At 38.9% G+C, this 23,498-nt stretch carries 19 protein-coding genes and 2 pseudogenes; 12 read left to right on the top strand and 9 right to left on the bottom strand.

Translation table 11 applies throughout. The features are described from left to right. Positions 1–32: 32 nt before the first annotated feature. Positions 33–1,028 carry a LacI family DNA-binding transcriptional regulator gene (locus tag PSE69_RS00240; RefSeq protein WP_121875076.1) on the bottom strand — a complete coding sequence of 332 codons (996 nt, stop codon included), beginning with the start codon at positions 1,026–1,028 and terminating at the stop codon, positions 33–35. Positions 1,029–1,516: 488 nt separating this feature from the next. On the opposite strand from PSE69_RS00240, the gene PSE69_RS00235 reads away from it, so the two are divergent. Continuing rightward, positions 1,517–2,146: a response regulator transcription factor gene (locus PSE69_RS00235; RefSeq protein ID WP_014656595.1), complete on the top strand. Its 630-nt coding sequence runs from the start codon at positions 1,517–1,519 to the stop codon at positions 2,144–2,146. Between the two features lie 701 nt (positions 2,147–2,847). Beyond that, complete coding sequence (dhaM, locus tag PSE69_RS00230) at positions 2,848–4,281, top strand: dihydroxyacetone kinase phosphoryl donor subunit DhaM (protein WP_121875075.1); 1,434 nt, start codon at positions 2,848–2,850, stop codon at positions 4,279–4,281. A 188-nt stretch (positions 4,282–4,469) separates the two neighbouring features. On the opposite strand, the pseudogene PSE69_RS00225 reads toward dhaM, so the two are convergent. Together PSE69_RS00225 and rimO are read right to left on the bottom strand one after the other, a co-directional pair. Then, positions 4,470–4,607: pseudogene (locus PSE69_RS00225) on the bottom strand (helix-turn-helix domain-containing protein); the annotation flags it as partial. A 721-nt stretch (positions 4,608–5,328) separates the two neighbouring features. Further along, entirely contained in the window at positions 5,329–6,663 is a 1,335-nt protein-coding gene (rimO, locus tag PSE69_RS00220; protein ID WP_004922699.1) for a 30S ribosomal protein S12 methylthiotransferase RimO, read from the bottom strand. 325 nt (positions 6,664–6,988) lie between these two features. Between rimO and PSE69_RS00215 the strand changes: the two genes are divergently transcribed. Next, positions 6,989–7,855, top strand: a complete 867-nt coding sequence (locus tag PSE69_RS00215; RefSeq protein ID WP_259466004.1) for a hypothetical protein — start codon at positions 6,989–6,991, stop codon at positions 7,853–7,855. 102 nt (positions 7,856–7,957) lie between these two features. Here the strand turns inward: PSE69_RS00215 and PSE69_RS00210 are convergent, their stop codons facing one another. Continuing rightward, complete coding sequence (locus tag PSE69_RS00210; protein WP_004922707.1) at positions 7,958–8,887, bottom strand: DUF7916 family protein; 930 nt, start codon at positions 8,885–8,887, stop codon at positions 7,958–7,960. Between the two features lie 264 nt (positions 8,888–9,151). Between PSE69_RS00210 and PSE69_RS00205 the strand changes: the two genes are divergently transcribed. The 7 genes from PSE69_RS00205 to PSE69_RS00175 all read left to right on the top strand — a co-directional run bounded on the left by PSE69_RS00205 (position 9,152) and on the right by PSE69_RS00175 (position 16,991). Next, a complete protein-coding gene (locus PSE69_RS00205) occupies positions 9,152–9,709 on the top strand; it encodes an iron transporter (protein WP_014656600.1) in 558 nt (185 codons plus the stop codon). Positions 9,710–9,935: 226 nt separating this feature from the next. Then, positions 9,936–10,271 carry a cupredoxin domain-containing protein gene (locus PSE69_RS00200; protein WP_014656601.1) on the top strand — a complete coding sequence of 112 codons (336 nt, stop codon included), beginning with the start codon at positions 9,936–9,938 and terminating at the stop codon, positions 10,269–10,271. Between the two features lie 11 nt (positions 10,272–10,282). Then, a complete protein-coding gene (locus tag PSE69_RS00195; RefSeq protein WP_121875073.1) occupies positions 10,283–11,116 on the top strand; it encodes an FTR1 family iron permease in 834 nt (277 codons plus the stop codon). Beyond that, positions 11,109–12,008, top strand: a complete 900-nt coding sequence (locus PSE69_RS00190) for an EfeM/EfeO family lipoprotein (protein WP_121875072.1) — start codon at positions 11,109–11,111, stop codon at positions 12,006–12,008. The genes PSE69_RS00195 and PSE69_RS00190 overlap by 8 nt, the downstream gene beginning before the upstream one ends. An 11-nt stretch (positions 12,009–12,019) precedes the next feature. Then, positions 12,020–13,291, top strand: a complete 1,272-nt coding sequence (efeB, locus tag PSE69_RS00185; RefSeq protein ID WP_014656603.1) for an iron uptake transporter deferrochelatase/peroxidase subunit — start codon at positions 12,020–12,022, stop codon at positions 13,289–13,291. A 264-nt stretch (positions 13,292–13,555) separates the two neighbouring features. Then, positions 13,556–15,955: a beta-N-acetylhexosaminidase gene (locus PSE69_RS00180; protein WP_121875071.1), complete on the top strand. Its 2,400-nt coding sequence runs from the start codon at positions 13,556–13,558 to the stop codon at positions 15,953–15,955. A 334-nt stretch (positions 15,956–16,289) separates the two neighbouring features. Next, complete coding sequence (locus PSE69_RS00175; RefSeq protein WP_060560814.1) at positions 16,290–16,991, top strand: tetratricopeptide repeat protein; 702 nt, start codon at positions 16,290–16,292, stop codon at positions 16,989–16,991. 52 nt (positions 16,992–17,043) lie between these two features. On the opposite strand, the pseudogene PSE69_RS00170 reads toward PSE69_RS00175, so the two are convergent. From PSE69_RS00170 to PSE69_RS00155, 4 genes and pseudogenes are all read right to left on the bottom strand, one after another. Beyond that, positions 17,044–17,168: pseudogene (locus PSE69_RS00170) on the bottom strand (IS256 family transposase); the annotation flags it as partial. 120 nt (positions 17,169–17,288) lie between these two features. Further along, entirely contained in the window at positions 17,289–17,468 is a 180-nt protein-coding gene (locus PSE69_RS00165; protein ID WP_004922728.1) for a hypothetical protein, read from the bottom strand. A gap of 480 nt (positions 17,469–17,948) precedes the next feature. After that, positions 17,949–18,686: a vWA domain-containing protein gene (locus tag PSE69_RS00160; protein ID WP_004922730.1), complete on the bottom strand. Its 738-nt coding sequence runs from the start codon at positions 18,684–18,686 to the stop codon at positions 17,949–17,951. Between the two features lie 200 nt (positions 18,687–18,886). Next, entirely contained in the window at positions 18,887–19,780 is an 894-nt protein-coding gene (locus PSE69_RS00155; protein ID WP_154610238.1) for a hypothetical protein, read from the bottom strand. Positions 19,781–20,059: 279 nt separating this feature from the next. Here PSE69_RS00155 and PSE69_RS00150 point away from each other — a divergent pair, with 279 nt between their 5' ends. Beyond that, positions 20,060–20,566, top strand: coding sequence for a DUF2165 family protein (locus PSE69_RS00150; protein ID WP_040132372.1), 507 nt, complete (start codon positions 20,060–20,062; stop codon positions 20,564–20,566). A gap of 12 nt (positions 20,567–20,578) precedes the next feature. Here the strand turns inward: PSE69_RS00150 and PSE69_RS00145 are convergent, their stop codons facing one another. Then, on the bottom strand, positions 20,579–21,493 hold the full coding sequence (locus tag PSE69_RS00145; protein WP_004922734.1) for a LysR family transcriptional regulator: 915 nt from the start codon (positions 21,491–21,493) through the stop codon (positions 20,579–20,581). A 195-nt stretch (positions 21,494–21,688) separates the two neighbouring features. Here PSE69_RS00145 and PSE69_RS00140 point away from each other — a divergent pair, with 195 nt between their 5' ends. Next, entirely contained in the window at positions 21,689–23,479 is a 1,791-nt protein-coding gene (locus PSE69_RS00140) for an adenine deaminase (protein ID WP_004922737.1), read from the top strand. The last annotated feature ends 19 nt before the right edge of the window (positions 23,480–23,498 follow it).

Below are 23,498 nucleotides of genomic sequence, written 5' to 3'. Positions count from 1 at the left end.
TTAAGGATCGCGAATAAACCGTGATCCTTTCATTAAATTGATGAGCGCTCCAGAAGGTCACAAGAAACATACTGTGTACCTTCAATTTTTCGTTGTTCAATAATATGTAATGCTGCCTCCTGCCCTAACTGATAGTGAGGCAGCACAACCGTACTCAATGGTGGATAAAACAGCTCCCCAACCGCAATCATATTGTCATACCCCAATACGGCAACATCTTTAGGTATACACAGCCCTTTGCTCAGCAAAACCTGATACGCTAAAAAAGCGATACGATCATTACCACATACCACAACATCAAAATCAGGTTTACCACTTTCACAATGCCTATTAATAAGGTCGATCACATCCAGATAATGTTCATCGCCAGGCGCTAAGTGATATTGTTTTAATGCCTCTTGTGGTAATCCAGCCGACTTCCATGAAGATTCAACCGCTTCTCTACGGGTCTGTCCTGCTAATGTTTCTTTTGGAATATACAAACACAAAGGGCGTCGATAACCTTTTTCAATCAGTTTGCACATTGCATGATACTGCCCGTGGTAATCATCAGGGATATAGGCAGGAAAATTCTGCTGTGGGTCAATACAGTTTGCCAATACAAGAGGATAAGTATGTAGCCCTTCTGGTATCGATACTTCTCTTAGCCCCATTGTTGTGTAAATGATACCATCCGGCCGCTGCGACAATAATTGTCGTACAGCACGCTCATTATCATCATTTGATGTGATATTGACCACAAAACTACTCCAACCAAACTGCCTTGCGGTCTGTTCTATTGAAAGAATAATTTCAACTGAGTAAGGTGTTGTAGCCGTATCAAGCGCAAGTACACCAACCGTGGATATTTTCGACCCCTTCCCACGAATTTTTCGAGCGGAAAAATCAGGAACATAGTTAAGTGTTTGAATGGCTTGCTGCACCTGTTTTAGGGTATCAGGTTTCAGAAGCTCAGGGTTATTGATGGCTCTTGAGACTGTCATCAATGAAACATTAGCAAGTCGAGCCACATCTTTTAAAGAAGCCATTACGTGTTTTCACTCAGCCATATAATAACGAATGAAAATTCTAACATGATAAGGATAAAAATCACCTACAGGAGTGATTAAATATATTTGTGATTATTACAAATGAAACTATACTAAATCTAGTATTAGAGCTTTTTATGACTACTATTTTACGATATTATCATTCCATTACATAAAAAAATTTTATAACATATCTAAAATATATAGTGAGATAAACAAAGTATACGTGTTTCTACTTACCATATAGTAAGATATTTATTATTTTTTACTTAATGACACAAACGTTAACCATTAACCCTACTTTTATATTAAATTTACCTAGTCGCGAAATATAATATAAATTAAGGTCGTTAAAGGTCCGTAAATACATTAATAATAAATCTAAAAAATTAGCAAGAAAATATTACCATTAGCTTACGTAGCGATCTGGCTCAACGTATTTTTCAAATTTTATATGAATATCAAATCAGTGTAACAGGAGTATGGTGATGAATAACACCATTCACGTAATCATAGAAAATGATAATGTCATTAAGAATAAACTGAAACTAATGATGGAATCTTTTGGTTTCAATTTTAAGTTCTATAATGATGAAGATTTATTTACAAGTAATTATACGTACCCTCAAGAAGAAGGAGCAAAAGAGTGTGTATTAATATTCCTAAACAGTGAAAATAATCATATTGGCAGATTGAATAATATCAATGGTTCATTAGGTATCATCCCTTTTATTATCCTATCAGAAAAGCCATCTGTAGAGCTTTGCCGTGAAAGTTTCAAATCCGGCGCATTTGATTTCTTTTCATTTCCATTTAAAGATTCGGATATCGCGCATGCTGTCAGCCATGCTATGGAATTGTTTGCTAATGAGCATTCTGAGCTCAAGAAATACAATAAATTAGCAGATAAATTTGATCGTCTTTCCAATCGAGAAAAAGAGATCATGGATATGATCCTAGAAGGTAACACGAGTAAGGAAACTGCTGAAAAATTAGCACTTTCGCCAAGAACGGTTGAAGTTCATCGCTCAAATATTTATACAAAACTCGGCATAAAATCGTTACCGCAATTAATACAAGAGTATGAATATATAAATACTTACTCTAGAAATTTATGACATCATTGATTATCAATGCACATTGTCGATAATATTAATTTAGCTATTTAGCTTTAATTAATTAAAAAATTTAACCATTAATATATTTTTATTTTGAATATTAAGGTTTTTACAGTTTTAATTGCTATAGGCCATTTTCATGGCTAGATTAGTTAATGTTCTGGGCTGCCACATGTAAACTTGCAGTGTGTCAGCCTCCTTCGCCGATATCGTTAATGTTACTTAAGTGAATTATTATTTTCACCGTGAAATAATTTCGCATATTAGTTTTAAGTTATTTCACTTATCTCCCTCTTTCATATAAATAACCGCCTAGGTGCACTCAACTTTTCTTTTAAATTTAAGTTACTCTCCGTTAAATCCTATTCTCTAAAAATGCTCTTAATCTAAAAAAAACGGTTCAAAACTGACATCCAAGTATCAATGATTAGTCAATAATAATGCCGTTACTTCATTTTTCTTTAATTTTTGTATCAGTAAGCTGACACCATGAAAATTTCAGGAAAAGGGAGCAAACGTTTTTAAGTCTCGATCCTTGCCACACAGCAAACATCCATGAGCATTGGCTGGTTTATTTGCGCTTCCGCTAATATTTTGCACTTTTATTGCTCAATAACAGCCGAGGCGCTCTCTTTTTGCCGTAAAATTCCCTATTATCAAACGATACGATTGAACGCCACACTTTGGTAAAGGAGAAGGATATGATTGGTCTCATTATTGTTTCTCATAGTAAATTGCTCGCTGATGGGTTGCATCAACTTGCAGCGCAAATGCAAAACAAACAAAAGTGTCACATCATCACCGCGGCAGGTGTTGATGATGAAACTCACCCTATCGGCACAGATGCGGTGAAAGTGATGGAGGCAATCGAAAGTTTATCCGATGCCGAGCATATCATTTTATTAATGGACTTAGGCAGTGCACTACTCAGTGCAGAAACGGCACTTGATCTCATCGATCCAGATTTGGCAGAAAAGGTTCATTTATGTAGCGCCCCTTTAGTGGAAGGCGCCATAGCGATTACGGCCGCCGCATCGGGTGGAGCTTCAATTGATGAAATATTAAATGAAGCTCAACAAGCTTTACAGGCAAAACAGCAACAGCTAAATGACACCGTCACTACCACTGAGAATGAAAAAGACAAACATACTCATTTTTCAGAGCAGGCATTAACAACCCAATGGGTGGTCAAAAATCCTTCGGGCCTACATATCCGCCCAGCGGCAAAATTAGCGACGTTGCTTTCTGGTTTTACAGCCACACTAGAATTACGTCATGGTGAAAAACGCGCGGATGCGAAAAGCATGAACCAAATTGCGTTATTACAGGTGCGTCAAGGTGACAAAATTACATTGGTTGCAGAAGGAGTAGATAGCCAAAATGCCATCGATGCTTTTAATCAGCTTGCCCAACACAATTTTGGAGATAACATCGCAACAACGGACAGCAAAACCTTTGTAGGGAAAACGGCCTATGTACCAACCGTAGCAGGGTTAGCTCATCACCACGCTCCAAACACTGAACTTTGCATTTCGTCTTATCAAACAAGTGAAAACGAAACCCGTAGGGCCACCAAAGCAATTGAACAGTTAAAAACGCACTTAGATTCTCTCGCTAATACACTGAACGAACAATATGGTGAAGAGATTGCCAATATTTTTCGAGGACATCGCTTATTATTAGAAGATGATGAACTTGTAGAATCAATCACACAAAGCATCGAAAATGAATGCAATACTGCCTATGACGCGATTTCCAACATATTCAACAATATGTCAAAACAGTATCAGCAACTAGACGATGAGTATTTACAAGCTCGATTTATTGATATTGAAGACTTAAAAAATCAGTTACTTATGTCAATATCATCTGTCGCACAGCCATCATGTGCTTTCACCGAGCCTACGATTATTTTAAGTGGTAACTTAGGCCCCTCTGAACTACTTCGCTACAGAAACACAAACGTAGTGGGTGTTGCTCTGGCAAATGGTTCCCCTTATTCCCATACCTGTATTATTGCGGCAAAAATGGGGCTACCGATATTAACGGATCTTGGCGACAACATTCACCAAATAGCTGAACAAACAAAATTACAATTATCTATTGAGACTCGCTCATTAATAGTGACGTCATAAATGGTGAAACGGTGAGCTTCAACTACCACCACTGACAATTTCTGATAGATTCAACATAGGCCGCCGTAAAAATATACGGCGGTTTGTGTAACGACTCGAAAGGCTTTTATATCTCTTGATGATAACCATCAATTACAACCATTTTTTGCTCATTGTTTTTCATGCATAATGAGGCCGCTTTGAGTTAGTTACTTATATTCCTTAATATTAATGTCGTATTGCTTTAGTTTTCGCCAAAGCGTTGTTCTCCCCATATTCAAGACTTGATGCATCTCTTGGACCTTTCCACCACAAAGCCTTGCCGCTTCGATAATTGCCGCTTTTTCGACTTCCTGAATACTCAGCTCTCGGCGCTCTGTAGGTTGATGTTTTTCAAAAACCAACTCTTGCAAACATAAGTGACGCTTTATTTTCTCACTGATTTCACGACCAACAGCGTTTGCTAAGGCAAGTAGAATAGTGCTGTCAACCGTTTGAGAAGCAAACGCAACGATGGCAATTAATGCTCTATTTTCACAATAAATAGGGGCGAGATAATAAAAGGTTCCCTGTAACTTAACAGGATGAGTAAATAAGCTAAATAACGCTTCCTGAGTTGTACAATTTGATAATACGTTGGTAATAGCCAATGGTGCTGTCAGCATCTCACTTAACCACAACGTTTTTCCATTAGGCTCAATAAGTGAAGCATCGATAGTCATATCATTGATAGGAGCCAATCCGTTTTCGATAGCAAGACTGGCAAAATGAATTAACAACTCTGAAGAAATCGCCTTCGCCACTTCTTTTGATTTGGGAGAAATTACTGGAGATGATAAATCAATAGACATAGCCATCCTTATACATCCGTAAGTCATTCTCAAATTATGTCAATTTTTCATGAAATTTTAATATCACAAATCAAATAATACATGAATAGTTTTTTATCCTTTGATCTAGGACAATAACATTGATTATATCGAAATTAGATACTAATAATGCGGCTAAAAAAAGCCTGCTCGTTCAATTATTGAGCAGGCTTTTGTCTATTATCTTTTCACTTGGTGGTTATTCAGAGACAATTGAACCCCAGAGATCATACTCATCAGCATGCTCAATCAGCACATTAACAATGTCACCTGGCTTCACGTCAAATTCACCATTTAAATAAACCATACCATCAATTTCTGGGGCATCCGCCATACTACGACCAATTGCACCTTCATCATCGACTTCATCAATGATAACAGGCAATTTGCGCCCAATTTTTTCTTGCAACCTTTCTGTTGAAATTTGTTGTTGCAACTGCATAAAACGATGATAGCGCTCCTCTTTAACTTCTTCAGGAACCTGATCGGCTAGCTCGTTCGCTTTCGCGCCTTCAACTGGACTATATTTAAAGCAGCCAACGCGATCAAGGCGCGCTTCTTGTAAGAAGTCGAGTAACATTTGGAAATCTTCTTCCGTTTCCCCTGGGAAGCCCACAATAAAAGTAGAGCGTAAAGTTAATTCAGGGCAAATTTCACGCCAGCGTTTAATACGCTCAAGTGTTCTTTCGACCGCACCTGGGCGTTTCATGAGTTTTAGAATTTTTGGGCTAGCATGCTGCAATGGAATATCCAAATAAGGAAGAACTTTCCCTTCCGCCATCAATGGGATTACCTCATCAACATGTGGGTATGGGTAGACATAATGTAAGCGAACCCACACACCAAGTGACGCTAATTGCTCACATAAGCCAACCATACTGGTTTTAACGGGTTTACCTTCCCAAAAGCCTGTACGATGTTTGACATCAACACCATAAGCGGAAGTATCTTGTGAGATCACCAGTAGCTCTTTAACGCCTGATTCAACTAAGCGTTTTGCTTCATTTAGTACATCCCCAATGGCGCGACTATCTAAGTCACCACGCATGGATGGAATAATGCAGAATGTACAACGGTGATTACAACCTTCCGATATCTTCAAATAGGCATAATGTTTTGGCGTTAATTTAACACCTTGCTCAGGAACTAAGCTCAAAAAAGGATCATGTTCTGGTTTTGGCACATAATGATGAACATGATTGAGTACTTGCTCATAACTATGAGGGCCTGTAATTTCGAGTACTTTTGGGTGTACTTCGCGGATTTGGTTTTCTTTAGCCCCAAGACACCCTGTCACAATCACTTTGCCATTTTCATTTAATGCTTCACCAATCGCTTCAAGAGACTCTTGAACGGCACTATCAATAAAGCCACAAGTATTCACAATGACCAAATCAGCATCATCATAACTTGGTACAACTTGATAGCCATCTGTGCGTAGTTCAGTCAAGATACGTTCTGAATCGACAAGATTTTTTGGGCAGCCAAGTGAAACAAAACCAATTTTTGGCACCGGATTAGTATTTTGCGACATAACTCACTTCTTTTATTGTTTTAAAAAATGGGCTGGATTTTACCTGAAGTATAGTAAAAATTGTACAAATTTTTAGCTATGAACATTGATTAGATTAAGCCATTTACCTCTTAAGGATTTTACCGCTATAAAATAGACATTATTAATACATCGTTATTTATTAGCTATCAAATTTGACTTATGTTACCCTCTTCGATTCCATTAAAAAGAGTTGATGCTAAATACTGTTCGTTAAAATATGAAGAAAAATAAGAGCAAGAATAAGAAAAGCAACAGACGTAGAAATAACCATAGCTACAACAGCAATACTTTCAGTATAGATAGCATGAGTAACGACAATAGTATCAGTAACAACAATAACCCTTATGTTATCTTCGAAACGATAATTTACCCATTACCAAATGAACTAAAACGCCCTATAGAACCCGTAATTGGCCATGGTAATCAAGCAGTTATTTATTTTTTATGGCTATTTTTTGCATTGCTATATGCATTTACTTCTCTCATTTTATGGGAAGTTATCTTGGGAAAGTTACTTTTTATTACTATTGAGGCCATACTATTAGTTTCATTTTATGCTCTACTAAAACGATTAAGTAAAACTGTTGGTTATTTTTCTGTAGATAACGACGGATTTCGTATTATTAATACCCTATATCCAAACGGGAACATTGAAATACTCTGGGAAACTATTTGCTCTGAGTATATTGTGCATATTAAAACAAGCGGTAGAAATCGGCCTGACTATCTTGTTTTTCAATATAAAAATGCCTCAAATGAGCGTAAAGAATATAAATTACCCCTCGAAAACTGGCTTAACTATTCACTTTTCTCTCCAATAGAAAAAAGGAAGTGGATGCTCAAGGCGGTCCTTAAAGGACTTGCGAGAACTCCTGATATAAAAATCAATCAAAGTGTATTTACTAAACTCGATGTAAACCCAAAAACCTTTGAATTTGCACCATCAAAGAGAAGGGTAGAAAATATAGAGGCCATTATTATCTCAATCATAATTTTAGGTCTTTCCTTTATATTATGGACATTTTTGTCCATAAACCTACCATTTTCATGGGCTTTAGGTTTGTTATTAGCTTCAGTTATCCCGATATTTATTGGATTGACTTTATTTATGAGTTGGCTTTATCCAGAAACTGTAAACAATATTAGCTATACCGATAACGTTAATAAATAATCACCTTAGCTGTCGCACATTCCTCATTTGGTTTACCTAATGAAACGAATATAAACCACAAAGCCGAAAGCTATTCCCTATCAACTCTCGGCTTAAAAAACACTAACGATTTATTGAACGAGCAATACGTGAATAAGTATGCCGAACACCTCGGATCACAATACCATAATTTAAAATATTCTCTGGTAATGCAATACCGTTATAGCCCGAATCGCCGATATGATGCAGATCTGTTCCTGCCATTTTGCACATCAGCGCAATTTGGCGAATGGTTTGTATATCCGCCCCTTCTTGCGATGTCCCAATTGCTGTCATCGTTAATACCCCTTGTGAATGACAATAAGCCACCATTTTTTGCACAAATTCGGCTGAGATCCCCGGCACCGTTCCAGGGGCTGGTAATAAAATCACATCTGCACCGCTATCAATAAAACTACGAATATCCGTCTCGGTAATTAACTGCTCAGCAGATTCATTTAACACCCCCGCAGCATGCATTTTGCCCGTGACCAAGATAATATTTTCACCCACAGCCGCTTTAAGCTCTTTTAGGCTTAAATTAATTTCATGATTGGTGACGCCATTGCCTGGATTTCCCGTTAATACAATAATATCCACTCCCATCTCTTTTAATTTGATGGCATTTTTTACCGTAGCTAATCGCCCTTCAGATATTTTCCACTGCGCATCTTGATGAGGATTATTAAAACCTGCGGGAACAGGCTCTAGATTCACGCCGATAGCTCGGCCAGTAAGGCGTTTTAACGTGCGGATGATCTCTGTTTGAGGTGTATTATCAGGAAGCCCTTGGACAACGGGATTATCCACATCAAAAATGTTTAATAGTAAAATGTCAGCACCTTGACTCGCTGCAAGTTCAGCATTTGTCACATTCATTAAAACAGGTTGAATAGTGCCAATAGTCTCAGAAACCACTAGGCGCCCTTCACTTCCTTTAATCGCTTCTAATAATGCCTTTTTATTCATATGCAGTATTTCAGAAGCCGTACAATCAAGATAACGTTTTTGCATACTTTACACCTTTATATATTCGTGGGGTGATAATAAACAAACTCTGTTCAATTCATCGTGACATAAAATCAATAAGCTGATTATATTCGATATAACAAGATATTTTTTAAAGAATAATAACTTTCTTACTGTAATTATTTTTTTAAAACTTTTCATGTATTTGGCGTTAAATGAAATTTTCAGCTTAAACTTTAACTTGAACAGCAGTAATAATAATGATTATAATTGCGCTTCCTATAATAAAATAATGGTAAGGACAAAATGATGAAACTCGCTTATCAAGCTGCTGTTTCGGGTTTAGCTCTATTCTCTGTGGCTGCTTTTGCTCAAGAATACCCTTTAGGCCAGCCCGTCATTAAAAATGGAATGGAAATCCAAGGTGTTTATCTACAGCCTATCACAATGGATACCGAAGAAGGACAACATGCAATGTCCCACCTTCCAGCCGATAAAGCAGATATCCATTTAGAAGCAGATATTCATGCGGTTGAAGATAACCCGAATGGTTTTGCTGAAGGTGATTGGATCCCATATCTCAGCATCGAATACACAGTAACTAAACTTGGTGACAAACCCCAAACCCAAACGGGTACTTTCATGCCAATGGTCGCAAGTGATGGGCCTCACTATGGCGAAAACATCAAGTTAGATGGTAATGGTAAATACAAGGTAACCTACAAAATTTATCCACCATCCTACAACAAACAAGTTGCCTTTGGTCGTCATATCGATAAAGAAACAGGCGTTGCTCCTTGGTTCAAACCTTTCGAAGTTTCATGGGAGTTTGACTATGCGGGCGTCGGCCGTAAAGGCAGCTACTAACCTACGAATCAATACTCTAAATCATTCGGGATGCAGCTAAGTGAAATGAATGTATCACAAGGATCATACAAACCTTTATGAACTGTGCGCATCAGCATCACTAATATCGCTGTTATTTAAACTTGAATATCGCGAGTGTATAGGGTTTAAGGGCTAGCCGCTGCTTAATTGCTGCGAATAGCCCTTTTACTTTTATTAAAGGTCACTTTTGTTGAGCTAAATGAAGATGAGAACACTACTAAGCCTTACTCTGCTTCTTTTTTCAGTGCTAATACCGAATACGGTTTTCGCAGCAGAAAAATTTACCGTCGAACTCGAAATGAAAAATGGTGACTTGATCCCACGAGTCCTTGAGGTTCCTGCAAAAACTATTATTCGGATCAAAATCACCAATACAGGCACTGAACCTGCAGAGTTTGAAAGCACCCAATTACGCAAAGAAAAAGTGCTCGCTCCGGGGGCTAGCTCTGTTGTCGTCATTGCACCTCTAAAACCAGGAAGTTACACCTTTTTTGATGATTTTCACCTGTCTCACCCAAAAGGTGAGATCATAGCGAAGTAGTAGGATAATTTATGGGGCAAGTTCTGTTTGTTGTATGGCGTGAAAGCTTTGAAGCGCTACTCGTTATCGGCATTATCTATGCGTGGATCAAACACCACCCAGATGCACGAAATGGAATGCGTTTTTTATGGACTGGGGTTGCCCTCGGTCTTCTCATTTCCATTTTGTTAGCATTACTCATTTATGGCGTATTTAATATTCTTGATGATACAGGGCAATCCCTGTTTATGATCTTTATGGAATTCCTTGCGTGTATATTAATCGTCCAAATGGTCTATTGGATGAATAAGCATGGTCGTTCCTTAAAATCCGAAATTGAATCCGGTATTAGCCGAAATGCAGAGCGCCATAATTGGTGGGGAGCAGCACTCATCATCGCTATTGCTATCGCTCGAGAAGGTAGTGAGATCGTTGTTTTCCTATCTAGCTTTATCATGTCATTAAATGCAGAAAATGCTTCAGGATTTACTTTAGAAGTCGCAGGTGGCGTATTAATTGCAGGCCTAACATTATATGCCTTCTTGCTTACTAACCGTTTTATTTCATGGAAGCTGTTCTTTAAAATCACCGGCGTGGTCTTACTCTTTCTTGCTTTATCGCTACTACTCAAAGGGGTTGAAGAGAGCGCAAACTTATTAATTGAATATGATTATGCTATTCCTGAGTTTTTAATTTACCCAGCATGGGATACGACAGCACTATTAGATGATTCAAATATTGTAGGTAATTTTATCTCTTCGTTCTTCGCTTACCGCTCACAACCAATTTGGCTAAGTGTGATTACATTTGTCATTTATTGGATAGTCGTTATCGCGCTGTTTTCTCGGAGTAAAAAACATGCGTAATGCTAAAACACTAAAGTCTATGTTTCTATGCAGTATGGTTTTAGTCATAGCAATACCCACTACTGTATCAGCAAAAGCATTAAGATCCCCTGTACAAACAGGGGATGACATAATTATCGCTAAAGGTGATATTCCCACCCCTGAGAAATATCATTCCGCCATTACAAATTATTTAAGTTATACAACGGAACAATTAGGCAAAATGGTTTCTCAACTGGAAACCTTGAACAAAAGTTTAAAAAAAGGCGACCTCAAAACCGCTGAACAAGCCTATATTCAGGCACATCAATATTACGAATCTGTTCGCCCAATTATTATATTGTTTGGTAATACTGACAGAACCATTAATGCTAGGGCTGACTACTTTCTTGATAAAGAAAAAGATTACCGTTTCACTGGTTTCCATCTTATTGAATATCAATTATTTGACCGTAAAGACAGTAAAGCGGCACTCGCTGCAACCGATGAGCTACTGCTAAAAGCCCGGGATCTTCAAAAACGCGTAGCGACTGAACATGTTGAGATACCTAAATTAGTGCAAGCGTCAGCCGATTTTATTGAGATGATCCTTGAAACTAAATTGGCTGGCAAAGAGAATATCTATAGCCAATCTGATTTGAGCGATATAGCAGCAAACCTGCAAGGCTCACAACACGTTATTAAAGTGCTGACCCCTTTTATCGCTCCCAACGTGCTCCAACGTATCCAAAATAATTATCAAAAGGCCAATGAGATCATGAAGCCTTATCAATTGCCCTCGGGAATTTACCAGCCTTATAACCAGTTGAGCAAAAAAGACATGATGGCACTTTATTCCGTATTAACGCAGCAAGCTGAAGACCTCGCACAGCTCAGATATCAGCTCAATGTTGATGTATATTATAAATATTGAGGTAACAAGCCATGAAGGCTAAATTACAAAACGATTCTACAACTGTCAGCTTATCTCGGCGCAATGCATTAAAAACATTAGCTGTTGGTAGTTTTATTGCAGCGGCTCCTACATTTGCGGCTAACACGCGCCAAAATGCCTGTTTGTCGTCCTATGATAAGACGATCCCCTTTGAAGGCTTACACCAAGCGGGTGTTTTAACGCCTGAACAGAAAAATGCCTCATTTATTGCATTTAATGTCACCGTTGAATCACTCGATAAACTACAGAAGCTATTCGAAATACTGACAAAAAGAATTGCGTATCTAACGCAGGTACAAACAGCACCTAAAACTCCTAATGACCGTATGCCGCCGGCTGAATCAGGGATTTTAGGAACTCACATTCAGCCAGATGCTTTAACTGTCACGGTTTCTCTGGGTCAGAGCTTATTTGATACACGATTTGGGTTAGATAAAATCAAACCTCGCTATCTTGTTGAAATGACCAGTTTTCCAAATGATAGGCTAGAGCAAAAGTGGTGTGGCGGTGATATCACATTACAAATTTGTGCGAATAGTCAAGAAAGCGTCATTTATGCGTTACGCGATATTTTAAGGCATACATCCCCTTTTATGTTCCCACTGTGGAAAATAGATGGCTTCTTACCTTCTCGTGATATTGACAGCCAATCAACGCCAATCAATTTATTTGGGTTTAAAGATGGCACAGGCAATGCCCCTGCCAATGATAACCAATTAATGAATGAACTTATTTGGGTTACCGAAGGAGGAAAAGAGCCTAGTTGGTGTACTGGTGGTACCTATCAAGCAGTACGACTCATCCGTTTTAATCTTGAATTTTGGGATAGAACCCCGCTTGAAGACCAAGAAAATGATTTCGGTCGCCATAAAGATACAGGGGCACCTATCGGTATGAAGCAAGAACATGATGACCCTCAATTTGACAAAGATCCTCATGGGGACCGCGTATTATTCGACTCCCACATGCGCCGTGCCGAACCTCGTAACCCTGAGCGTTATACCGCAAAACTAAGGCGCCGTAGCTACAGCTACTCACTTGGTTTAACCCCTAATGGGTTACTTGATATGGGGCTTATCTTCGTTTCATACCAAAAAAATCTTAAAACAGGTTTTATTGATACTCAAAAACGGCTTAATGGTGAGCCACTTGAACGCTATATTAAACCTTTTGGGGGTGGCTACTATTTTGTATTGCCAGGTGTACAAACAGCCCAAGACTACCTAGCTCAAGGTATGTTTGAAGCCGCCAAAAAAGCTTAATCGATTTAATTTTTGCGGGATCGCGCATTGCCTTCCCGCACTTGAATATTCTACTAAACATCATCACCCCCTCTTTTCCCTTCTAATAGCCACATTTAAAAACAATCACAAAATCAATAAATTAAATAAATCAACATCATCCACACTTAATTCGCAATAAAAAATAATGTGACTCGTATCATTTAATACGATAACCGTGTTGGACTTCATAGATTGATTTATGCTCAAAATGGCATTCACTATTACGAATAATAAGGGATCTCTATGATTAACAAACTTACGTCTGCTATCGTCATATCCTCACTTATTTACTCATTACCAAGCGGAGCACAATCATTATCTGAATTACCGCTCATGCCTTGGCCACAGCAAGTTGAAGTAAAAAATGCCGATGGAAAATGGGTATTAAATAATACGCTAGATATTTATGTAGAAGGCGATGATTTAGGTGATGCAACCCGTCGTTGGCGTGAAAGAATAGAGACCCAAACAGGCTGGCAATTAACACCACACCAAGCAAACAACACTCAAGCCCCGATAAAAATTTTTATCGAGAAAAAAGTACCTGAATTGCCATCTCTACAAATGGACGAAAGTTATCAAATCACAACAGATAACCATGGCGCCACGATCAAAGCAGCAACCCGATTTGGTGCAATGCGAGCGATGGAAACATTATTACAATTGATACAAACAGATGGGGAAAATACGTTTGTCCCACTGCTTACAATTAAAGACAGTCCGCGTTTTGCTTGGCGCGGTGTGATGCTTGATTCTTCACGACATTTTTTACCAATCAATGATATCTTGCGCCAAATTGATGGTATGGCAGCCGCTAAGTTAAACGTTTTTCATTGGCACCTAACCGATGACCAAGGTTGGCGTTTTGAGTCACTTAGCTACCCTAAATTACAACAGCTAGCCAGTGATGGCCAATACTATACTCAAGATCAAATGCGCCAAGTTGTCGCCTATGCCAAAGAAAGAGGAATTCGGGTGGTGCCTGAAATTGATTTCCCTGGTCATGCCTCAGCTATTGCTGTTGCCTACCCTGAGCTTATGAGCGCACCTGGCCCTTACCAAATGGAACGTCACTGGGGAGTGCATCAGCCTCTACTTAATCCAACCCAAGAAAATGTGTACCAATTTACAGATAGCTTAATTAACGAGTTGACCACTATCTTCCCAGATGAATATATCCATATTGGCGGAGATGAGGTTGACCCAACCCAATGGAAAAACAATCCAGCTATTCAGGAGTTTATGCAAAAAAACAACCTGAAAGATACCCATGCACTACAGGCTTATTTCAATCAACGGCTTGAACAAATCCTCACAAAACATAACCGTAAAATGGTCGGCTGGGATGAAATTCAACACCCTTCACTATCAAAAAATATTGTTATTCAGTCGTGGCAAGGACAAGATTCTTTAGGCGATAGCGCTCAAGAAGGATTTAAAGGTTTACTTTCAACCGGTTTCTATCTCGACCAATCTCAAAGTGCGGCATACCATTATCGAAATGAGATACTACCTCAGCCACTTACTGTAGAGACAAATGTTAAACAGGGTGAACAATCGCAAAGTTGGCAATTTGAAATCGAAAGGTTAAAAGGTAGCCCCGTCAAAGGTAGTTTTACATTAATAAAGGGGTCAAATGGATGGCGTGGATTTATTGATTTTGCAGGTAAATCACGTCGAGAAATTAATAAGATTGAGTGGTTTTCGCCTAAACAAGTCAGTTTTTCAGTGGACACTTGGATGGGAGAAACTCGTCCTGTTGTTACTTTAACGGATGATAAATTAAGCGGCTATACCATAATAGGTAATGCTCGCTATCCAACGACAGGAACCCACTTAACAGCCATTCCCGAAGGAATTGCGCCAACCACGCCCGACAATAATAAAATGACCAATATTCTCGGCGGGGAAATTGCGTTATGGGCTGAAAATATTCGCGCTCCCATCATTGATACTAAGCTATGGCCACGTGCTTTTGCCGTATCCGAGCGCCTATGGTCTGCAAAAGATGTCAATAATGAGAATGACATGTATCGTCGCCTAAACGCAACAGATGCTTGGTCAACCATTTCGGTGGGTTTACAGCAGCATGCACAAACGGCCCGTGAATTTACACGTTTAGCAAATGGCGTTGAAATTGAGCCTTTGATGATCCTCTCTGAATCTGTAGAGCCTGCACATTACTATACTCGCCATCATCTTAAGTGGAGAGAAAACCAATATCATCAATATGAACCTCTTAACCGATTTGTCGATGCTTTACCGGCCGAAAGTATGCAAGCAAGAGCCTTCCGCCAGCATATTGACGCATTAATCGCTAAACCGAATGATACAGCGGCAGCACAATGGTTAGAGCAGAGATTAAAACGTTGGCAAGATAATATTCCACAAGTCCAGCGTCTTATTAAACAGAATGCTAACTTAGTTAGGTTAACGCCTGTTACCGAAAATGTGGAACAATTGACGGTGATTGGTTTAGAACTGATTAAGCATTATACGACAGGTGAGCCGTTAGCCGAGAGCCGTAAAGCAGCTATTTTGCAGCAGTTAGAAAAAAGCTCAGGTTTGCAAGATGAAGTTGTCATTGCAATTGTCGAACCACTAGAAAAACTACTCCGCCACATCCCGACAACAGGTCAATAGTTACAGTCAATCCCCCCTTTAGTTAAACTCAAGTATTCGACTTTTGGGGGGAATATAATCGGTATAAAGAGTTTTAATAGTTGGAAAATCAGTCACTGTTTGTTTATGCTATTCTTTTACCTTAAGTTAAACTTACTTTAATGATATCGCCACTTTTTCAGGTATGTTTTTCATTCGCTATTTTCTCGATGATAAAGCCAGATAAGCAATAACACTTATTAATCCCATATTGAATTATTGCTTTTATGCTCTGAACTAAAATTCGTTAGATTTTAATATGTTTATATAACATAGCGATACCTACCTCACGTGCTGATTAGGGAATAAGGATTAGATGAAAAAAACGATTTTTCTCCTTTTTTTGGGGATGCTTCCAGTAGTCGTTAGTGCCGCAAGTTGTGAAGTACCAGATCATGATTTATGTATAAAAATCGAACAGGGAAATGCAACTGCTCAATACAGATTAGGTACTATGTATCAATATGGAGAAGGAGTTATACAGGATTATCAGAAGGCTAGACAGTGGTATGAGAAAGCAGCAAAACAGAACAATGCAGATGCTCAATATAAGCTTGGTGTGATGTTTAGTCATGGTTGGGGTGGGGAGCAAGATGATCAGCAAGCGCGGCTATGGTACCTGAAATCGGCCCAACAAGGAAATTCTAGCGCTCAAAGCAACTTGGGGGTGATGTTCTATCTTGGAGAAGGAGTTGAGCAGGATTACCAGCAAGCGTTACGGTGGTATTTGAAATCTGCCGAACAAAATAATAGTGCAGCTCAGAATAATCTTGGCGTGTTGTACCAGTATGGAAATGGTGTTGAACAGGATTACCAGCAGGCGCTACAGTGGTACCAGAAAGGTGCAGAACAAGACAATGAATTGGCTCAATTCAATCTAGCACAAATGTATGATAAAGGATTAGGAGTTAGACAGAGCAAATCAACTGCTAAAATTTGGTATAGCAAGTCGTGCGATAACGGTAATCAAGATGGGTGTAAAAGAGTTCTAGAACTAAAAGATATCAGTGAACAATAAATAGGGAGAGCCATTGCCGACACTGTAAATAATTCGGTGTATTTGCCTTTTATTAAATGTGGCCGTTTAGGCGGTCACCGAACTCAATAATAATGCCTGTTTCCAGTTTTGAATTGGCATACTCCATTTTTTAGAGGCCGATTCAATCGCTAAATAAATCACTTTCTGTGCAGAGTCTTGGTTTCCAGTCATTTGCTAATGCACTCATTTATCTACGCCTGTTGGCCATGTAACTAGGCAATTGTCACATGTTTCTTTTATTGCTTTTAGCGGGATTGTATCTTTTTCCCAAACCTCTCATGGCCTGACCGCTTGGGTAAATCGGATATTTTCTGGCTTAACCCCTTGGCGGATCAACGAGTCTGCTGCTGATGCCTCAGCACAAGCACCAACAGTATTTTTACAAAATGTTGTATATTCACCTATTTTAACACCAAGTTGTTTCTCAACATAAATTACAGTGTTCTTGCCCAGCATTTCAGCTGAAATTTTACCATCGCTGTCTCAAAAACAGGGAAGACTTCTTCATTTGGTTTGGGCACCCTTTCGGTTTATTTTTACTTCCTATCTACCGTATTCTTTATATGATCAGCCATTGATATCAAGCTGTCAGAGCCCTCATGTAAAAATGTCCCATTTAGGATCATGTGAACCACATGAAATTTGAATTCAGGAAAATAAACCTGTTTTCATGTTTTAACGTTTAGCCCATACACCCCGTGCTGTTGATAATTTTCAATCCATCACCAAGTCGTATCATGATTACGTTTAAATCTTTTATCGAGTATTTTACCCCCTCTCACCATTTAGGTAGGCCTGAATAATTTCAAGTTTAAACTCTAGAGTATGTTTTAACATAGAAAAGCACCCTTCAAATTAGACTAAAAGCGTCTCACTTTTGGGGTGCAGTTCAATATTGAGGGATTAGTTTATCAGTAAATCTACTCTTCCATTACACTACTTATTTGTGCGCTCCATCGCGTCAGTTTCAACCTCTTTTTTCCATTCCTCTGATATTGGTGCAGCATTTTTCTTTGACTCAACGGCATTATTAATCGCTTTATATGCTTTGTCGTAACCAGTTTTATCTTGCACATATCCAGTTGCTTTAGAGCGACTAATACCAATACTATCGGCAGCAGTGATCGCATCAATATTGGCGCCAAGGAAGATAAAGTCCCATTTATCCTCCATTTCTGCCGATTTGATCATAGATTTAATTTTCGATTGACTATATTTGTGGCTACTATTTTCTTCACCATCAGTAATGATAACGAATAAAACGTTATTATTTTTTGTTATCTTCCGGTTTTCTTGCATTTTGCTAATGGTGTCACCAACCGCATCTAATAGTGCAGTATTACTGCCAACCTGATAATCTTCTAAAGTTAAATTTGGTACTTTATCGATAGGCTCTCTATTGTGTAAGAGGGTTGTTTTATCATTGAACAGCACTGTCGTAATAAAGACATCCCCTTTTTTATTACGATTTTCTGTTAACACACGATTAAAGCCGCCAATCGTATCAGATTCAAAACCTGACATTGAACCACTTTTATCCAGTATAAATACAAGGTCTAAGACTTCAGGCTGTGTTTTTTCTACAACGATCGATTTGCCGTTTGCTATTGAAGAAAACATCAAAAAGATAGAAGCAAACGTAATACCAAGAAATGGCTTTAATATTGCCTTCATATTATTATTCCTATGCAGATGATCTTATTTGATGATAGCTATCATCCGTTTATCACAATCATTTCACATAAGAATCCTCTGGTTAGTTTTCAGGCAGATTCTTAAAAAGAAAAGGAGACAAAATCCCCCAATAATTGATTACCCAACGATTGGGGGGATTTTATAAATACAATCTTTTTTTGATTATTTAAAATTTATTATTATTTTTCCCAAATACCATAACCTCTCAATTCACCAACCTGATGAACAAAATTATTGTATTGCTCGTTATCTGAAACTGAATTAGATGCCGAGTTATTAGCATGAGCTTTCACTAATTCGATACTGAGCTGGTGAAATTGTTGATTTAATTTTTCATGGATAGCAGTATCATTGGTTTCTTTCAGTTGTTTTAGTAAATTCACCAATTCTTCGGCTATTGACTGAACCGATTGATCCGTAAAGTCTGCTGTTGGTAGCTCATAACTAAAGGCCATATTGATGGAGTCATGCAGTGCATCTTCCGGCGTATTAGGCTGTAAATCTTCACCATATTCATTGGCAATATATTCAATTAATTCAGCCTTATCAAAACACTTTGACTTAATATTACCGTCTAATTTTTGATCATGTGTCGTGATTGATTCAGGGAAAGGCTCTCCCAATAAATAGCTACACTTAAATAAATTAGCATCAATGACAAACGCATTTGCGCTTCTTACTGCCATATTGACATCATGGCCGTTGATAGTTACGTTATAAGTGGTAGGTTTGAAACGATCAGCTTTACCTTCAACAACATAAGCCTCTGAAAGGGTATAATAAACAAGGTTATTTGGGTTAATAATCCCCCCGTTATTGTTGTCAAAAACCATAAACGAAAATAATTCACCTTGGCTGTTTTCTAACGTATGTTTACCCGATGCAAGTTGAATAATGCCTCTTTGCCCTGGTAGCACATTATAATCGTTATTATCGACCTTAAATGAAATATTATCGTTTGTTGGATTACTATAATAAAACTCACCTTTATGGCTCATTGGATCAAAATCATCACAAGCAGATACAGCAAACATCGCAATAGCTAGCAATCCACTTTTACATATTGTTTTCATTATCTATTTTTCTCACTATTGGTGTATGTATTATCATTTTCTAATAGAAAAATATTAGCATATTAAAAATAGAAACATATTTTAAACTAAGCTAAACCGCCTACCTTCTTCATAATATTTATAGCACTTATATTCAATATTTATCTTATTTAGAATAAGTCGCCAATATGATGAATATTGTCTGATATTTACTATGGTTAATAGCGGCAATTTGTCAATGATGCTATCTTGTCGAATTATCAACGGATGAAACGATGAAAAATAACTTAAGGGAAAAAAATGATAATTCGTTTATCAAAATCACTCTGTGTTTGTGCTATAGCCTTATTCATTTCATTTACTGCCTTTAATAATTTAACCGATTACAACACAAATTTTTTATTTGTACAGCATGTCCTAACAATGGATGCAATATTCCCTAATGCAAATGTGAAGTATCGGGCTATCAATTCACCTCCCTTTCACCATCTTGTCTATATCACTATTATTAGTATTGAAATTATTGCGGCTCTCATTTGTTGGTGGGGAGCTTTCATCTTATTTAAAAATATCAACAAAAATGCTGTGGCTTTTAATCAAAGCAAAAAATGGGCAATTATCGGATTAACACTGGCATTCTTATTATGGCAAGTCGCATTTATGTCTATTGGGGGTGAATGGTTTGCAATGTGGATGTCAAAACAATGGAACGGTATACCCAATGCATTCCGTTTCTTTATTACCATTTTGTTGGTACTCATGTATGTCACGGCTCGTGACAGCGATGATGAAAAACCGCATGAGTAATTAAAAAGCAGCTTATGCTTTCAGTGTCTTAAGCAGCACTGTAAATGCGGATTCTACCATTGGTGTTAAGATTTGGCTGGTTCGCATCAAAGACACCGTGCGAGTCAATGCCGGTTGCTGTAACTGCAAAACCATTAAGTCAGGGTCGCGTAAATGTACGGTATAAAGGTGAGGAAGAATAGCAATCGCCAATTTAGAACGGACTAAGCCATATAGCGTTTCAATGTAATCAACTTGATAACGAATATTGGGCTTTAAGCGGTGGCTTTCCAATGTGGCTAACACTAAACGTTGGATGTTGCCTTTAGAAAACACCGCAATATCGCGATTATTAAGCATTTTCCAAGGCAAATGGAAGCCTCCCGCTAATACATCTTCTCGATGTACGACTGCGACAAAAGGGTCATCTTGTAACGTAAACAGTTGTAACTCTCTAGGGACTGAGCTGTCTAATACACCAACCCCAAAATCAATCTCATTATTCATTAATTGAGAAACTAATGAATCATTGGTTTTATCGTAAAACTCCACATTCAGCCGAGGAAAGTGCAAATTAAGTTGTGTCGGCACATCAGGAAAAAGTAGTGAACTCACGGAAGGCACCAAGCCAATACGCAACGTGCCGTCTCCGCCTTCGTCAATTATCTGTTGAATATCACTAAAAGCACGGTGTGAAACACTCAGTATACGTTCAGCATGCGGTAAAATAGCAGCACCAAGCTCTGTTAGCGTTACAGAGGAAGCGGTTCGATTAACTAGTTTTCCTCCAATCACACTTTCAATTTGACGTAATGCACTACTCAACGCAGGTTGACTAATGGCTAGTCGGCTCGCTGTATCAGTAAAATGCCTTAAATGTGCCAAAGTCACAAAATATTGTATCTGTTTTAACGTCAATGCAGGCAGGCGCTGCCATGGTTCACTCATGTTCTCTATTCACACTCTATTTTATGATAAGGCGTTGTTATAACCCTCTAATTAACCATACAAAGCCTAACCTAGCCTTAATGCTCTTATTCACCATTATAACCCTTTCTTATGATCTGATAAGTTTTATCATCTTGGCAAACGTTTGCGTAACTCATAAAGTAGCAGCAAAGGATCATTTATTGATGGTATTTTATGAGCGAAACCAACTACAGCAGACGCAGAGCAGTGCAAGCGGCAAAAGGTGAAATCCCTTTTGACCTGCTTCTCACACAAGCCAATATTGTCGACATGGTCACTGGCGAGATCCGTGCCGCCGATATTGGTATTGTCGATTCACTCATTGCGAGTGTCCACCCAACAGGAAGCCGAAGTGATGCCAAGGAAATCCATGACCTTAACGGGTATTTTATTTCACCAGGGCTGATTGACACACATGTTCACTTAGAAAGCTCCCATCTTCCTCCCGTGCGTTACGCCGAAATAGTGCTAACACAAGGAACCACCGCGGTATTTTGGGATCCCCATGAATTGGCTAATGTATTAGGCTTGGAAGGTGTCCGTTATGCGATTGAAGCAAGCCGCAATTTACCGCTGCATGTCATGGTAGCTGCCCCCTCCTCTGTTCCCTCAACACCAGGCCTTGAAATGTCAGGAGCCGACTTTGCCGGAAAAGAAATGTCAACCATGTTAAGTTGGCCAGAGGTCCATGGTGTTGCAGAAGTGATGGATATGTTCGGCGTTCTTCATGGTAGTGAACGAATGGAGGAGATTTTAAACGCGGGGCTTACGTCGGGGAAACTCATTGAAGGCCATGCTAGAGGGTTAAAAGGAGCCGATTTACAAGCCTACCTCGCTGCTGGCGTGACATCTGATCATGAGCTTACCTCAGCAGAAGATGCTTTAGAGAAATTGCGAGCTGGTTTAACACTCGAAATTCGTGGCTCTCACCCTTATCTATTGCCAGACATCGTCGCTGAGTTGCAAAAGCTACCTCATCTCTCATCACAAATCACCGTATGCACCGATGATGTTCCACCTGATATTTTAATCGAAAAAGGGGGGATCATTGCCCTACTGAATCTATTAATTGAGCATGGTATGCAAGCGACAGATGTACTCCGTTTTGCAACCTTAAATGCAGCCATTCGCTTACAACGTCACGATCTGGGGTTAATTGCCGCAGGGCGTCGCGCTGATTTGGTGGTCTTTGATTCACTCAAAAAATTACAAGCACACCGCGTGTATGTTGCAGGTCAGCAAATTTCCGAAGATGGAAAACTATTTAAATCACTAGCCACAGATCAAACCGTTTTACCACCTAGAGATACCATGTGTCTGTCACCTATCACAGCCGCTGATTGCACATTACAAATTGATAATATTATTAATGGCAGTGCTCGATTACGCCATATTCGAGGAGCTCGCTTCACACAATGGGGTGAAATTGATGTGCAAATTACCGATGGCAAAGTTCAAATACCGAATGGCTTTAGCTTGATCCGCGTACAACATCGCCATGGACGCCATGATGCCAAGCCACAAATTGCACTATTAGAAGGCTGGGGTGAATTACGCGGTGCTATCGCAACTAGCTACTCACATGATTCTCACAATTTAGTTGTACTGGGTCGTGATGCAGAAGATATGGCACACGCGGCTAATTTGCTTATCGAAAGTGGCGGTGGTATGGCTTTAGTTCAAAACGGTAAAGTCCTCGCTCACGTTGCGATGCCAATTGCTGGCATGCTATCCGATCTGCCTGCAAAACAGCTTGCCGAACAGTTTCGTCAATTACGAGAGCTTAGCAGTGAAATAGCCGATTGGGAGCCGCCTTATCGTGTTTTTAAAGCTATTGAAGGCACCTGTCTTGCCTGTAATGCAGGCCCTCATTTGACTGACCTAGGGTTGACTGACGGTACAACGCGACAAATTGTTGATCCCGTGATTCAAACCAGTAAACACTCGCACAATCACAATAATTAATAATAATGATAGGAGAGCC

The organism is Providencia sp. PROV122, from assembly GCF_028482365.1.
GTDB lineage: Bacteria > Pseudomonadota > Gammaproteobacteria > Enterobacterales > Enterobacteriaceae > Providencia > Providencia stuartii.
This window is presented reverse-complemented; position numbering and strand designations above follow the sequence as displayed.

Excerpts from the sequence above, each read along its gene's own strand:
- PSE69_RS00240 (WP_121875076.1), bottom strand. The coding sequence starts at position 1,028 with ATGGCTTCTTTAAAAGATGTGGCTCGACTTGCTAATGTTTCATTGATG.
- PSE69_RS00235 (WP_014656595.1), top strand. The coding sequence starts at position 1,517 with ATGAATAACACCATTCACGTAATCATAGAAAATGATAATGTCATTAAG.
- dhaM (WP_121875075.1), top strand. The coding sequence starts at position 2,848 with ATGATTGGTCTCATTATTGTTTCTCATAGTAAATTGCTCGCTGATGGG.
- rimO (WP_004922699.1), bottom strand. The coding sequence starts at position 6,663 with ATGTCGCAAAATACTAATCCGGTGCCAAAAATTGGTTTTGTTTCACTT.
- PSE69_RS00215 (WP_259466004.1), top strand. The coding sequence starts at position 6,989 with ATGAGTAACGACAATAGTATCAGTAACAACAATAACCCTTATGTTATC.
- PSE69_RS00210 (WP_004922707.1), bottom strand. The coding sequence starts at position 8,887 with ATGCAAAAACGTTATCTTGATTGTACGGCTTCTGAAATACTGCATATG.
- PSE69_RS00205 (WP_014656600.1), top strand. The coding sequence starts at position 9,152 with ATGAAACTCGCTTATCAAGCTGCTGTTTCGGGTTTAGCTCTATTCTCT.
- PSE69_RS00200 (WP_014656601.1), top strand. The coding sequence starts at position 9,936 with ATGAGAACACTACTAAGCCTTACTCTGCTTCTTTTTTCAGTGCTAATA.
- PSE69_RS00195 (WP_121875073.1), top strand. The coding sequence starts at position 10,283 with ATGGGGCAAGTTCTGTTTGTTGTATGGCGTGAAAGCTTTGAAGCGCTA.
- PSE69_RS00190 (WP_121875072.1), top strand. The coding sequence starts at position 11,109 with ATGCGTAATGCTAAAACACTAAAGTCTATGTTTCTATGCAGTATGGTT.
- efeB (WP_014656603.1), top strand. The coding sequence starts at position 12,020 with ATGAAGGCTAAATTACAAAACGATTCTACAACTGTCAGCTTATCTCGG.
- PSE69_RS00180 (WP_121875071.1), top strand. The coding sequence starts at position 13,556 with ATGATTAACAAACTTACGTCTGCTATCGTCATATCCTCACTTATTTAC.
- PSE69_RS00175 (WP_060560814.1), top strand. The coding sequence starts at position 16,290 with ATGAAAAAAACGATTTTTCTCCTTTTTTTGGGGATGCTTCCAGTAGTC.
- PSE69_RS00165 (WP_004922728.1), bottom strand. The coding sequence starts at position 17,468 with ATGCTGGGCAAGAACACTGTAATTTATGTTGAGAAACAACTTGGTGTT.
- PSE69_RS00160 (WP_004922730.1), bottom strand. The coding sequence starts at position 18,686 with ATGAAGGCAATATTAAAGCCATTTCTTGGTATTACGTTTGCTTCTATC.
- PSE69_RS00155 (WP_154610238.1), bottom strand. The coding sequence starts at position 19,780 with ATGAAAACAATATGTAAAAGTGGATTGCTAGCTATTGCGATGTTTGCT.
- PSE69_RS00150 (WP_040132372.1), top strand. The coding sequence starts at position 20,060 with ATGATAATTCGTTTATCAAAATCACTCTGTGTTTGTGCTATAGCCTTA.
- PSE69_RS00145 (WP_004922734.1), bottom strand. The coding sequence starts at position 21,493 with ATGAGTGAACCATGGCAGCGCCTGCCTGCATTGACGTTAAAACAGATA.
- PSE69_RS00140 (WP_004922737.1), top strand. The coding sequence starts at position 21,689 with ATGAGCGAAACCAACTACAGCAGACGCAGAGCAGTGCAAGCGGCAAAA.